We start from the raw sequence: 13,213 nt of genomic DNA, 5'->3' as shown, positions 1-13,213 counted from the left end.
AGGCTGCGATAAGACACCGGGACAGGCGCAGAGCATCACAGCCAAAACTTTGAGTTCAGAGATTCAGGCCGCTTCGCTATGGCCGGTGATCTGGCGCAGCCAATGAGTGAACTGCGGAACGAACCGGGGCTGGCGACGCTCTGTCGCCCGCTTGGCGCTGAGCCGCGCCTGCAAGGCATCGGGTGCGTCAAGCTGGCGAATGGCGGTGTGCCACAGCCCGTCTGTCACCTCGGCAAAGTCGGCGTCGAGTTTCGCGGGATAGGCGGCAGCCACCCGAACGCGGCCTGCATCGGTGTAAAATGTGACCAGCGCTTCGAAGGACTGCGTCATGGCGTTGTAGGTAACGTCGCCAATTTGTGTCTTTGTCTGTGTCATGCTCGTAACCTCAAGGTTGCGTTATGCGAGATTAACGTCACACCCTGAGAAAAAGTTTCAAGCATCTCGAAAACGTGAGCGGACTCAGTGCTTTCGCCCGGCGCAGCCCGTCAGGGCAGTTCGGCAAGGATCGCCTGGGCGGCGGCGCGGGGATCGTCCGACTGCCAGACCGGGCGGCCCACCACGATATGGTCGGCACCGTCGCGGATCGCGGCACCCGGCGTGGCGATGCGTTTCTGATCGCCGGCGGCGGCCCCGGTCGGACGCACGCCTGGCGTCACGATCAGGCGTCCGTCGGCTTCGGGCAGGGCGCGGATCATCGCCGCCTCGTTGGGCGAGGCGATGACCCCGTCGGCCCCGGCGTCAAAGGCGCGGCCGGCGCGGGTTTGCACCAGATCCGCGATGTCGCCGTCGGCGATCAGTGCGGCATCGAGGTCATCGCGGTCCAGCGACGTCAGGATCGTGACCGCAAGAATGCGCATCGACGAACCCGCCGCACCCTGCATGGCCGCGCGCACCACGTGCGGGTCGCCGTGAACCGTCAGGAAATCGATATCGTACTGCGCGAGGCCCCGCACCGCTGCCTCGACCGTGGCGCCGATGTCGAAAAGCTTCATGTCGAGGAAGATGCGTTTGCCGTGATCCTGCTTGAGTTCGTTCGCCAGGGCCAGACCGCCCCCGGTCAGCATGCCGAGACCGATCTTGTAGAACGACACCGCGTCACCCAGCCGGCCGGCAAGATCGAGCCCCGCCAGGGCGTTGGGAACATCGAGGGCGACGATCAGGCGGTCATCGGACATGGCGGCGGCTCCGAAAATCTGAACGGCGCGGTCGCGCCGATTGCGCCGTCCGTAAAGGAAGTCGGGAACGGATTCCAGCCTTCGCTTGTTGGGTCTCCGATAGACCCAGGCCTGCAAGCGATTTTGATGGAGGACAGAATGAGTGATTCCGGACCCGGCACCGACCAGGAACAGTCCAAGACCCAGACGACCAAGAAAGGTGACAGCGGCATGAATTTCCCTGCCATTGCCGCGGGAACGTCCTTTGTTGTCTTTCTGATCATCGCGGCGACGATGACGATGACGCGCGACAACGAGGGTGAGACGCAGCAGGCCGCGAGCATGACGGAAAGCGCCTCCGAAGACGGCTCTTCCGAAGACAGCGCGGCGTCGGAAAGCGAAAGCGGCGGCACCGAGATGGCCGCGAATGACAGCGAAGAGAGCGGGTCCGCGGACGGCTCTGACGGCGAAATGGCAAGTGCGGACGAAGGCGGCGGCGAGAGCGAAGCCGCCTCTGCTTCTGAGAGCAGCAACGGCGATGAAGCGGCTTCCGCAAGCAGCGAAGAGAGTGGCGACACCGAAGGCGGCGAGTCCGCGACAGCCTCTGCATCCCAGGATGGTGGCCAAGAAAACGCTGCATCTGATGAAGGTGCCGGCGATACAGAGAGCGATACCGCCAGCACGGGCGAGTCCTCCTCCGACGACTCCACTGAAGCGGCATCGGCAGGCGACTCGTCTTCCGGCGACAGCGATGCGGCCGCCGCCGAGCAGTCTGGCGACACCGAACAAGCGGCGGGCGACAGCGCATCCGATCAGTCCGGTGAGAGCGAAACGGCATCGGACAGCGGCAGTGCTGAGAGCGACACCGCAGATGCCCCCGCTTCGGACAGCGAAAGCTCGGAAGGTGCGAGCGAAACGGCATCGAGCGAGGCTGAAAGCGGCTCGGACAGCGAAGCGGCTTCCGCAGCTTCGTCCGGCAGCGGTTCTGGCGATGAAGCGAGCGAAACGGCGTCCTCCGAGGGTGAGACAGAGAACGAGACAGCAAGTTCCGGTTCGGACGGCGAGGAGAGCGAAACTGCCGAGGGCAGCAGCGGTTCCGGCAGCGAAACCGCGCAGGCGGCGTCGGGCGGTTCCGAGACCGAGAGTGCAGACGCATCGGGCTCCGACGATGCCAGCGGCGACACAACCGAGGCCGCGTCGTCCGAGGACAGCTCGGAGAGTGAGTCCGCAAGCGCTTCGGCATCCGGCAATTCGGACAGCGAAGCGACCCAGACAGCCTCTGCCGATAGCGGATCGAGCAGCGAAGGCTCGGGTGACGAGGCGACGCAGACGGCTGCAGCCGAATCCGGATCGGACAGCGAAAGCGGCAATACCGAAACGGCACAGAGCGACTCATCCGAAAGCGGTTCGGAGAGCGAAACTGCGGCGTCGTCCAACTCTGGCAACGAAGGCTCCGAAAACACGACGGAGACCGCATCTGACAGCGGCGGTTCGGACAGCGAGAGCGCCAGCGCCGGTGCGTCCGGGTCGGAGAACGAAAGCGGCGCGACCGACTCCGCATCGGACGGCTCCGGTGACGCGTCGAACGAAGACCTCGCTGCCCTTGCCGATGCTGCAACGCAAGCGATGGAAGCGAGCAAGGAAGCCGCAGCCGCCGCGGACTCGGCATCCAAGGCCGCCGAAGAGGCCGCATCGGTTGCCGCCAAGGCTTTCGAAGCCCTTGCGCGCGCCAGCGAGGCGGCTGCCAGCGGCAACTGACCCTGACGCTTTTCGCGATCATGATAGCGCGGCCCCCTGCGGGGCCGCGCTTTTCATGTCTGACTGTCAGTGTGGCGCTCGCTCCGAGCGCATCTTTGCGGCATTCCATCACTTGAATGTGAGCCGCGGATTTCCCATTTCATAGCCAGAGGCCCGACCCGGGACGTGCTGCCAAGCCAGGCGTCGCCAAATCCATATCGGGCGCTTCGGAGAAGGAGACGACGATGAACTTAGAAAAGTTCACGGAGCGGTCGCGCGGCTTCATTCAGGCCGCTCAGACGATCGCCATGCGGGAAAGCCATCAGCGGCTGACGCCCGATCACATACTCAAAGCCTTGCTGGACGACGATCAGGGTCTTGCGGCCAACCTCATCACCCGCGCCGGCGGTGCGCCTCAGCGTGTGGCACAGGCCAACGACGTGCGGCTGGGAAAACTTCCCAAGGTCGGCGGCGATGCCGGGCAGGTGTACCTCGACAGCGCAACGGGCCGCGTCCTGGACGAGGCCGAGAAGATCGCCAAGAAGGCGGGCGACAGCTTTGTCCCCGTGGAGCGCATCCTCATGGCTCTGGCGATGGTGAAATCGCCGGCCAAGGAGGCGCTGGACGCCGGTGCCGTCACCGCGCAGAAGCTCAACGAGGCGATCAACGATATCCGCAAGGGTCGCACCGCCGACAGCGCCAATGCCGAGGAAGGCTATGAAGCGCTCAAGAAATACGCGCGCGACCTGACCGAAGCCGCGGAGCAGGGCAAGATCGACCCGATCATCGGCCGCGACGAGGAAATCCGCCGCGCCATGCAGGTGCTGAGCCGCCGGACCAAGAACAACCCCGTCCTGATCGGCGAACCGGGCGTCGGCAAGACCGCCATCGCCGAGGGTCTCGCGCTGCGTATCATCAGCGGCGACGTGCCGGAATCCCTGCGCAACAAGCGGCTGATGGCGCTCGACATGGGCGCGCTGATCGCCGGCGCGAAGTATCGTGGCGAGTTCGAGGAGCGTCTGAAGGCGATCCTGAGTGAAGTCACGGCAGCCGCGGGTGAGATCATCCTCTTCATCGACGAGATGCACACGCTGGTCGGCGCGGGCAAGGCGGATGGCGCCATGGACGCGTCCAACCTGCTGAAACCGGCGCTCGCACGGGGTGAGCTGCACTGCGTGGGCGCCACGACGCTGGACGAATACCGCAAGCATGTCGAAAAGGACGCGGCCCTCGCCCGACGTTTCCAGCCGGTGATGGTGCAGGAGCCGACGGTCGAGGACACGATCAGCATCCTGCGCGGCATCAAGGAAAAGTACGAACTGCATCACGGCGTGCGGATCAGCGACTCTGCGCTGGTGACCGCGGCGACGCTGAGCCATCGCTACATCACCGACCGGTTCCTGCCCGACAAGGCGATCGACCTCATGGACGAGGCCGCCAGCCGGTTGCGCATGGAAGTCGACAGCAAGCCCGAGGAACTGGACCAGCTCGACCGCAACATCCTGCAGATGCAGATCGAGCAGGAGGCGCTTAAGAAAGAGGACGACCAGGCCAGCAAGGACCGGCTCGAAAAGCTCCAGAAAGAGCTGGCCGAGTTGCAGGAACGGGCGTCGGAAATGACCGCCAAGTGGCAGGCCGAGCGAGACAAGCTGGGCGCTGCGCGCGATCTCAAGGAGCAGCTGGACCAGGCGCGCGCCGAGCTCGACATCGCCAAGCGCAACGGCGATCTGGCCAAGGCCGGGGAGCTGTCCTACGGCGTCATCCCGCAGCTGGAAAAGCAGCTGGGAGAAGCTGAAAGCGCCGATGGCGACATGATGGTCGAAGAGGCCGTGCGTCCCGAGCAGATCGCCCAGGTCGTCGAACGCTGGACCGGCATCCCGACCTCCAAGATGCTCGAGGGCGAGCGCGAAAAGCTGCTGCGCATGGAGGACGGGCTGCACAAGCGCGTCATCGGGCAAGAGCAGGCGGTGCGCGCCGTGGCCAATGCCGTGCGCCGGGCGCGCGCGGGACTCAACGACGAGAACCGTCCGCTGGGGTCGTTCCTGTTCCTTGGACCCACGGGCGTCGGCAAGACCGAGCTGACCAAGGCAGTGGCGGAGTTCCTCTTTGACGACGACAGCGCCATGGTGCGGATCGACATGTCGGAGTTCATGGAAAAACACGCGGTCGCCCGTCTGATCGGCGCGCCTCCGGGCTATGTCGGTTATGACGAAGGCGGCGTTCTGACCGAAGCGGTGCGGCGCAGGCCGTATCAGGTCGTGCTTTTCGACGAGGTCGAAAAGGCGCATCCGGACGTGTTCAACGTGCTCTTGCAGGTGCTGGACGACGGCGTCCTGACCGACGGGCAGGGCCGTACGGTGGATTTCAAACAGACTCTGATCGTGCTGACCTCGAACCTCGGCAGCCAGGCGTTGTCGCAGATGCCCGAGGGGGCGGATGCGTCCCATGCCAAGCGCGACGTGATGGACGCGGTGCGGGCGCACTTCCGGCCTGAGTTCCTGAACCGTCTGGACGAGACGATCATCTTCGACCGGCTCAACCGCGAGGACATGACCGGCATCGTGACGATCCAGATGGCGCGGCTGCTCAAGCGGCTGGCGGCGCGGAAGATCTCGCTGGATCTGGACGAGGCGGCGCTGAAATGGCTGGCCGACGAAGGCTATGATCCGGTGTTCGGGGCGCGGCCTCTCAAGCGGGTGATCCAGCGCGCCTTGCAGGATCCGCTGGCCGAGATGCTGTTGGCGGGCGACGTGTCAGACGGCGACACGATCCGCGTCTCCGCCGGGGCGGATGGGCTGATCATCGGTGACACGGTGGCGGCCAGCAACCGGCCCCGCCCGGACGATGCGGTGGTGCATTGATCGCCGCCTGACCGGGCCGCCGCCGCTGGAAACGACAACAGGCCCGCCGTGATGGCGGGCCTGTCTGGTTTTCGCATCCGGTTCTCAGAACAGGAAATCGCTGGCGTCGAGGTCCAGAAGCGATGTGCCGGTCAGCGTGATCGTATTGGCAAAGGTGCCGTCGTGGCTGATCTGCATATCGGCCCCGACCTGCCAGAGCGACAGCGCGGCAAAGCCGGGCAGGGTCAGGGCCTGCAGGTCGATCATATCCACGCCGTCTTCAAAATCGGTGATCTCGTCCACGCCGTTATTGGCGGTGAAGACGAAGACATCCGCACCCGCGCCGCCGGTCAGCACATCGCGCCCGCGGCCGCCGTCCAGCGTGTCGTTGCCGCCGTCGCCTTTCAGCGTGTCGTTGCCCTGACCGCCGTCCAGCAGATCGTTGCCATCGCCGCCGAACAGCTGGTCGTTGTTGTTGCCGCCGTCGAGCAGGTCGGCACCCGCGCCGCCGTAAAGCTTGTCGTTGCCTTTCTCGCCATAGAGCGAGTCGTCCCCGTCGCCGCCCAGCAGCCGGTCCTTGTCGTCGCCGCCCATGATGATGTCTCCGGCGGTGGATCCGTGCACGGTGTCATTGCCCCCGGTGCCGGTGGTCAGGGGAGCGGTCGCCAGAACGAACCAGCCGTTGCCCGTGCCGCTTGCCTCCACGCCGGTCAGCGTCAGGCTGTTGCCACCTCCGAAGTCGATGACCGTATCGGCCCCGGACTGGGTCACGGTCAGTTGCGTAAGATCGGTGATCCCGAGGGCGGAGAGGTCGATCAGATCCTCGCCCGCGGTGAAGTCGGTAATCGTGTCGGCGCCGTTCCCGGGGATGATGTGGAACACATCCGCACCCGCACCGCCGGTCATCACGTCGTCGCCGAATCCGCCCTGCAGCAGGTCGTTGCCGTCGCCGCCATCCAGCGAGTCGTCGTCCTTGCCGCCGTCCAGCGTGTCGTCGCCGATCCCGCCCTTGAGGTCGTCGAAGCCATCCCCGCCGTTGACGCTGTCGTTGCCGTCGCCGCCGTGCAGGCTGTCGTCGCCCTGGCCGCCAAGAAGCGTGTCGTCGCCCGCGCCGCCGTGGATGCTGTCTTCGCTATTGTCGCCGGTAAATAACTCTGCGGTGTCATCGCCCTGGACGGAATAGCCGCCGATCGGTTCGGGGTCCGGCAGGGGAACGTCGGCAAAGATGAAATGGGCTGCGGTCAGGTCCGAGGGCAGGATGGATTCAATCAGAACGGTGTTTCCAGGGCTGAACGTCAAGAGGGTAGAGAAGCCGTCAGGCGCGACGATCATGTCGAGTTGGTCAAAGCTGGTAATCCCAAGCGCGCTGACGTCGAGCATGTTTCCAGGCGAAATGTAGAAAGCGGAAATCGTATCCTGGCCACTGTCGGCCTCGAAGATGAACGTGTTGTTGCCATAGCTTCCCATCAACCAGTCGTTGCCGGTGCCGCCGTTTATGGTGTCGTCAAAGCGCCCGCCAAAGATCGTGTCGTTGCCCGCACCGCCCAGCATCAGGCCTGTCCCGATGTTGGTGGTAATGTGGTCGTTGCCGTCGCCGCCCTCTGCGGTGCTGTTGCCAAAATGGAAACTCAGGGTATCGTCGCCATCGCCGCCCAGCAGATGATTGTCACCTGTGGACCCATAAAGGCTGTCGTTGCCTGCGCCGCCGTCGAGTGTGTCGTTGCCGGTATCGCTGCTCAGATTGTCGTCATCCGCTCCGCCGTCGAGTGAGTCGTTGCCGGTACCGCCTCTCAGATCGTCTTCACCCGCGCCGCCGATCAGGTGGCTGTCGCCTGTCCCGGCCAGGATCGTGTCATTGCCTGCAAGGCCATCCAGCGAGCCACCTGCATCACTGAGGACCAGACGGTCATCGCCTTCGGTCGGGCCAACCAGGTCGCCCTCTTGCACCAGAACGGAAACGCCGACGGATGCCGCCGGGCCGGATGTCGTGCGTTCGAGAATGAACAGATCGTCGCCGTCGTTCGGTGCGGTGTAGGTGAAGGTGAGCGAGGTGTCGGTTCGGTTGAAGGTATATCGGCCATGGCCCGAAATCGGGCCCATCCCGTCACCTTGAAAATTGATGTAGGCATCGCCGGAATAAAGCGCGAACCGGTAGGAATCCGCCGGATCGAGGCCCGTGACAGTGAAGGTGTAGGTGTTGCCTGCCGTCATCCCAGTGATGTTGAAATTATCGGCGTCGCCCACGGCGAGATCGGCAAGGAACGTGTCGCCAGGGGTAATTGTCTGGTACGGACTGCCTTCGATGTCGGTTACAATGGTCATTCAAGTGCCTCTTCTGAACTGGTCAAGTATCGAGGCGGCCCCATGTTCTTTGTGACCGAGCCACCGCCAATGGCGAGCTATGATCAGGCCGAACGACCATACAGCGGTCGATTTGCGAAGAATTCGTGGTTAATTTTCAAGAATAGGGCGGTGATGCGGCCCCTGCGCTTCAATTGCGAAACAGCCCGCCGATTGACGGGCTGTTGTCGATGGTTTGGAGATAATCGGATCAGAACAGGATGTCGGCATCCGTGATCAGCGACATGTCCGTGTTGGTCAGCGTGACCGAGTTCCAGTCGTTCCAGTGAATGACCGTATCCGCGCCCACCTGTTCGATCATCAGATCGTCAAAGGACGTCACGCCGTAAGCTTCGTAACCGGACACGGTCAGGACGTCTTCGCCGTCGACGAAGTTGTTGATCGTGTCGTCGCCGCTGCGCTCTTCGAAGACGAAGGTGTCCGCATCCGCGCCGCCGTCCATGATATCCCGGCCCCGGCCTCCGATCATCACGTCCTCGCCGGCGTCGCCATACATCACGTCGTTTCCGGAGCCGCCGTCGACCAGGTCGTCGTCCGCGCCGCCCCACATGCGGTCGTTGCCGTTCTGACCGTACAGTTCGTCCTGGCCTTCGTCACCGTAGAGGCGGTCGTTCTTGTTGCCGCCTTCAAGAGAGTCGTTGCCTGCGCCGCCGACCAGCTTGTCGTTGCCCGCTTCGCCGGTCAGCGTATCGTTGCCCGCGTCACCGTGCAGATGATCGTCGCCGGACCCGCCGTTCACCATGTCGTTTCCGTCACCGCCGCGTACGGTGTCCTGGCCTTCTCCGGCCAGCACGGTATCGTTGCCCTCGGCTCCGAAGATCCGGTCGCTGCCGTTCCCGGCGGAAATGAAGTCGCCGTCGGCGGTTCCGAAGACGCGGTCGCCGCCGTCCGAGGTCGCCAGGGTATCGGGCTTCGGAGCCAGCAGGAAGCTGTCGTTGGTCAGGCTCTCGGGCGATATGTTCAAGAGATCCAGGCGGTTGCCTTCGGGCAGCAGCAGGCGCACGCCGCCGGCGATCACCTTGATCTCGATCTCGGACATGTCCGAGACGTTGACGATGCGCAGGTCGATCTTGTCTTCGCCCACGGTGAAATCGGTGATCGTGTCGCGACCGGATTTCCAGCCGCCAATGACGAAAAGGTCGTTCCCGGTGCCGCCGGTCAGTACATCATTACCCTTGCCGCCGTTCAGCGTGTCGGCACCGGCGGCGCCGACAAGCGAGTCGTCGTCCTGGCCGCCGTCGAGGCTGTCGTCGCCGTCGCCTCCGTACAGCGTGTCGCTGTTGTTGCCGCCCAGAAGAGTGTCGTTGCCGTCGTTGCCGTAGAGCAGGTCATCGGCATTGCCGCCGCTGATGAAGTCCATGCCGATGCCGCCACGGATCGTGTCGTGGCCACAGGCGCCGACGATGCTGTCGTCGCCGTCACCGCCGAAAATCTCGTCGCTGCCGTTTCCGCCCAGCAGCGTGTCGTTGCCCCCGCTGCCCCGGATCAGGTCGGCACCGTTCCCGGCCATGACGTAGTCGTTGCCGAGAAGCATTTCGATGATGTCGCGGGTGGCTGTGCCGGTCAGGCTGTCATCTGAATCGGTTCCGGTGAATTGTGCCATTGCGAATATCCTTCAGAAATTGAGCAGTACCGCTCCCAATCAGGAAGAAATCCGCGCATTTCGACGTCGGACGACAGTTGTCGATGTCGAAGAGTTCGGCGCCTTCCCTGCAAAATTGGTAGGCCGAATTACCTAAATGTGCAAATTCTATGGAAAAAAGCGTCAGAAACTGGGCCGATCAGACGAACTTTCGCGGCGTTTGACCCCGGGCCGAAAACAGTGTCCGGCCCGGGGCGATATTGTTGAATTTACTCGGGCATGATCACCGCGTCGATCACGTGAATCACGCCGTTCGATGCTTCGATATCGGCGGTGGTCACGTTGGCGCCGCCGACGGTCACGCCGCCTTCGGTGGTGATGGTCACGTCCGATCCTTCGACGGTAGTCGCCATCATGCCGTCGGTCAGGTCACCCGACATGACTTTGCCCGGCACCACGTGGTAGGTCAGGATCGACACCAGCTGATCCTTGTTCTCGGGCAGCAGCAGGTTGTCGACCGTGCCCTCGGGCAGGGCGGCAAACGCCTCATCGGTCGGAGCGAAAACGGTGAACGGGCCTTCGCCCTTCAGCGTTTCCACCAGTTCGGCGGCTTCGGCTGCGGCGAGCAGGGTGGTGAAGTTGCCGGCGTCGGCCGCGGTGTCGACGATATCCATCGAATGTGCTGCGCCGAATGCGGCGGTGCCGCCAAGAACGGTGGCTGCGGTCAGGGCGAGATAAGTTCTGCGGAACATGAAATGTCCTCCTGTGGTTCACGTTGCATGATGCGCTGTGACATCACGTAGTTAACGCACGGCAGAGGCGACCGGATCAGTGCGAAAAACCGCCGGACGGGTTTGACAAAACGGCCCGCCGACTAAGCCAGCGATCCCGCACATTTCCAATGATATCCTTGTGACCGGCTGTCAGTGCCGCGTGATCATTCCAGCCCGATGGCGGCCCGCGCTATGCCGTCGAGCAGCGTCTGGACCTCTTGCATCGGGCCGTCTGGATAGCGGTTAAACCCGATCACCGTGGTGTCCGGCGCATCGGGCCGGACCAAGACGAAGATGTCGTAGGGACAGAAGCGGATGTTCATCGGATCGGCCTCCATCACCTTGCGTGACAGTGCAGCGGAACAAAAGCTGTAGACATCGGCCTCGGAGAACAGCACCACATCGGACCCGAGGTCGGCGCGGGTCCGCTCCAGCATCTCTCCGGTGTGGCTGACGCTGTCGATCACCAGCCCCGCATCCAGGATCGCGCTTTCGAGGCCGAAGATCACATCGTCGAAGCTTTGATCCGTTTCATAGGTGACGGCATCCTGCGCCTGCGCAAGCTGCGGCAGGAGCGCGAGGGCGAAGGCGGCGAGAAGACGGGTCATGGCACTGCTTTCCGAAAAGGGGGCTGACAGGACGCTATACATACTGTGCCGGGTCCGCAAACCGCACGCTTCGTTACAGAACCGGCACGGCAACGTGAGACGAAGTGGTTTTGAGAACGCCGCCGGGGCCGTTACCTCAATGGGCAGGAGACAAAGGAGGCCGCCATGGCATTTCGCTGGACCAACGACCTGACCCGCGCCGACGTGACCCCGGAACGGCTGTTCCTCAATCGCCGACAGATCCTCGGCGGTCTGGCCGCAGGCGGGATCGCCGGAGGTCTGGGGCTGCGGGCCGAGGCGCAGGAAGCGCTGGAGCCGAACACCTGGGAAGAGATCACCAGTTACAACAATTACTACGAGTTCGGCACCGGCAAGGACGATCCCGCGCGTTATGCCGACAGCCTCGTCACAAGCCCCTGGTCGGTGACCATCGACGGGCTGGTGGACCGCCCCGGCGATTATGGCTTCGCGCAGATCATGGAGGCGATGACGGTCGAGGAGCGGATCTACCGCTTCCGCTGTGTCGAGGCGTGGTCGATGGTGGTGCCGTGGAACGGTTTCGAACTCGCGGACCTGCTCGAGATGGCGGGCGTGCAAACCGGCGCGCGCTACGTCGCCTTCCAGACCGCGAACCGTCCGGACCAGATGCCGGGCCTCGCGCGCCCCGTTCTCGACTGGCCCTATGTCGAAGGGCTGCGGCTGGACGAGGCGCTGCATCCGCTGACGCTCATGGCGACCGGCATCTACGATCGGCCGATCCCCAACCAGAACGGCGCGCCGCTGCGCCTGGTGGTGCCGTGGAAGTATGGCTTCAAGTCGATCAAGTCGATCGTGCGGATCACCCTCACCGAGGACGAGCCGCCGACCAGCTGGAACAAGGCCAACGCCCGAGAATACGGCTTCTATTCCAACGTGAACCCCGAGGTGGACCATCCCCGCTGGTCCCAGGCCACCGAGCGCCGCATCGGCGGCGGGTTGTTCGCCAGGCGTCAGCCGACGCTGATGTTCAACGGCTATGACGAGGTCGCAGGGCTTTACGAGGGCATGGACCTGACCGAGAATTTCTGAGCCAGGAGGCCGTGAAGATGACCGCCTTGATCGACCGCTTCAACGGGGCTGCACGCCGGGTGCCCACCTGGCCCCTATATATACTGTGTGCGATCCCCGGTTTCTGGTTCTTCTACCTCGGCCTCACCGGCGGGCTGGGGGTCGAGCCGATCAAGGCGCTCGAGCACAAGCTGGGCGAGCTGGCCTTGCAGTTCCTGATCGCCGGGCTGGCCGTCACGCCGCTGCGGCGCCACCTCGGCGTGAACCTTCTGAAGTTTCGCCGCATGCTCGGGCTGGTCGCCTTCTTCTATGTACTCACGCACCTGCTGGTCTGGCTGCTGCTGGACGTGCAGATCGTCAGCCAGATATGGGCCGACATTCTCAAGCGTCCGTACATAACCGTGGGAATGGCGGGATTCGTCCTGCTGCTGCCGCTGGCGCTGACCTCGAACAACTGGTCGGTGCGCAAGCTGGGCCCGAAGTGGCGGCAGCTGCACAAGCTGGCCTATGTCGCTGTTCTGCTCGGCGCGATTCACTTCGTGATGCTGGTGAAGGGCTTCCAGATCGAGCCGTACCTGTACCTGGCGGCGATTCTGACCCTCCTGGCGCTGAGGATTCGCCCGGCGCGGAGAAAAGTGGCGATCTGACTCGCGATCTGCCCGGATTCGGGCGCGAGTCGGATCGGCGAGTCGCCGTGATTCACGGCCTCAGGAGAAAAATCCGCCCGCGTGGCGGTTTTTTTGCGCCTTCAGCAGGGGCGAGTCGGGGGGGGTCGGGTGAATCGCGCCGCCGATTCAGGGGTGATTTGCCCCGACTCCCGGGCGAGTCACGGGTGCTCTTGGGGATAAGCCTGTGAGTAACCCAATATGTGGTAAGAGACTCGCGCCGCGTCGCAGCAATTCACCCTGCGTAAAGCTGGGCGAGCCAGGCGGAAAAGCCTCTTTTGCGAAAAAAATGCTCGCACAAGTCACTGATATTAAATGAAAAATGAGAAAATCCAAAAAAATGCGACGTTTCTGTAAAAAAGCGCTTGCGGACCCACCCATCTAACCGTAGAACCCCCCTCACCGGCGGCGCTGAGGCGCACAACGGGACGCCAGACGGGCCAGAC

The 13,213-nt window shown here is 63.6% G+C and carries 10 protein-coding genes; 4 read left to right on the top strand and 6 right to left on the bottom strand.

The window, feature by feature from the left end:
• Positions 1 to 63: 63 nt before the first annotated feature.
• Both DU478_RS00715 and pyrF read right to left on the bottom strand, forming a co-directional pair.
• A complete protein-coding gene (locus tag DU478_RS00715) occupies positions 64 to 375 on the bottom strand; it encodes a hypothetical protein (RefSeq protein ID WP_147276309.1) in 312 nt (103 codons plus the stop codon).
• A 110-nt stretch (positions 376 to 485) separates the two neighbouring features.
• Positions 486 to 1,175 carry an orotidine-5'-phosphate decarboxylase gene (pyrF, locus tag DU478_RS00710; protein ID WP_114509307.1) on the bottom strand — a complete coding sequence of 230 codons (690 nt, stop codon included), beginning with the start codon at positions 1,173 to 1,175 and terminating at the stop codon, positions 486 to 488.
• A 138-nt stretch (positions 1,176 to 1,313) separates the two neighbouring features.
• Between pyrF and DU478_RS00705 the strand changes: the two genes are divergently transcribed.
• Together DU478_RS00705 and clpB are read left to right on the top strand one after the other, a co-directional pair.
• Complete coding sequence (locus DU478_RS00705) at positions 1,314 to 2,912, top strand: midas domain-containing protein (RefSeq protein WP_114509008.1); 1,599 nt, start codon at positions 1,314 to 1,316, stop codon at positions 2,910 to 2,912.
• A gap of 224 nt (positions 2,913 to 3,136) precedes the next feature.
• Positions 3,137 to 5,752 (top strand): ATP-dependent chaperone ClpB, encoded by a 2,616-nt coding sequence (gene clpB, locus DU478_RS00700; RefSeq protein ID WP_114509007.1) that lies wholly within the window; start codon positions 3,137 to 3,139, stop codon positions 5,750 to 5,752.
• A gap of 84 nt (positions 5,753 to 5,836) precedes the next feature.
• On the opposite strand, the gene DU478_RS00695 is transcribed toward clpB, so the two are convergent.
• The 4 genes from DU478_RS00695 to DU478_RS00680 all read right to left on the bottom strand — a co-directional run bounded on the left by DU478_RS00695 (position 5,837) and on the right by DU478_RS00680 (position 11,055).
• Positions 5,837 to 8,053, bottom strand: coding sequence for a calcium-binding protein (locus tag DU478_RS00695; RefSeq protein ID WP_114509006.1), 2,217 nt, complete (start codon positions 8,051 to 8,053; stop codon positions 5,837 to 5,839).
• Positions 8,054 to 8,282: 229 nt separating this feature from the next.
• Positions 8,283 to 9,695 (bottom strand): calcium-binding protein, encoded by a 1,413-nt coding sequence (locus tag DU478_RS00690; protein WP_114509005.1) that lies wholly within the window; start codon positions 9,693 to 9,695, stop codon positions 8,283 to 8,285.
• 248 nt (positions 9,696 to 9,943) lie between these two features.
• Positions 9,944 to 10,426, bottom strand: a complete 483-nt coding sequence (locus DU478_RS00685; protein ID WP_114509004.1) for a fasciclin domain-containing protein — start codon at positions 10,424 to 10,426, stop codon at positions 9,944 to 9,946.
• A gap of 185 nt (positions 10,427 to 10,611) precedes the next feature.
• Positions 10,612 to 11,055, bottom strand: a complete 444-nt coding sequence (locus DU478_RS00680; protein ID WP_114509003.1) for a DUF302 domain-containing protein — start codon at positions 11,053 to 11,055, stop codon at positions 10,612 to 10,614.
• A 165-nt stretch (positions 11,056 to 11,220) separates the two neighbouring features.
• Here DU478_RS00680 and msrP point away from each other — a divergent pair, with 165 nt between their 5' ends.
• Positions 11,221 to 12,123, top strand: a complete 903-nt coding sequence (gene msrP / locus DU478_RS00675; protein WP_114509002.1) for a protein-methionine-sulfoxide reductase catalytic subunit MsrP — start codon at positions 11,221 to 11,223, stop codon at positions 12,121 to 12,123.
• Between the two features lie 17 nt (positions 12,124 to 12,140).
• Complete coding sequence (gene msrQ / locus DU478_RS00670) at positions 12,141 to 12,749, top strand: protein-methionine-sulfoxide reductase heme-binding subunit MsrQ (protein ID WP_114509001.1); 609 nt, start codon at positions 12,141 to 12,143, stop codon at positions 12,747 to 12,749.
• The last annotated feature ends 464 nt before the right edge of the window (positions 12,750 to 13,213 follow it).

It is taken from the genome of Thalassococcus profundi (assembly GCF_003344785.1).
Classification (GTDB): domain Bacteria; phylum Pseudomonadota; class Alphaproteobacteria; order Rhodobacterales; family Rhodobacteraceae; genus Puniceibacterium; species Puniceibacterium profundi.
Note: the sequence above shows the minus strand (reverse complement) of the source record. Positions and strands in the feature narration are given on the sequence as shown.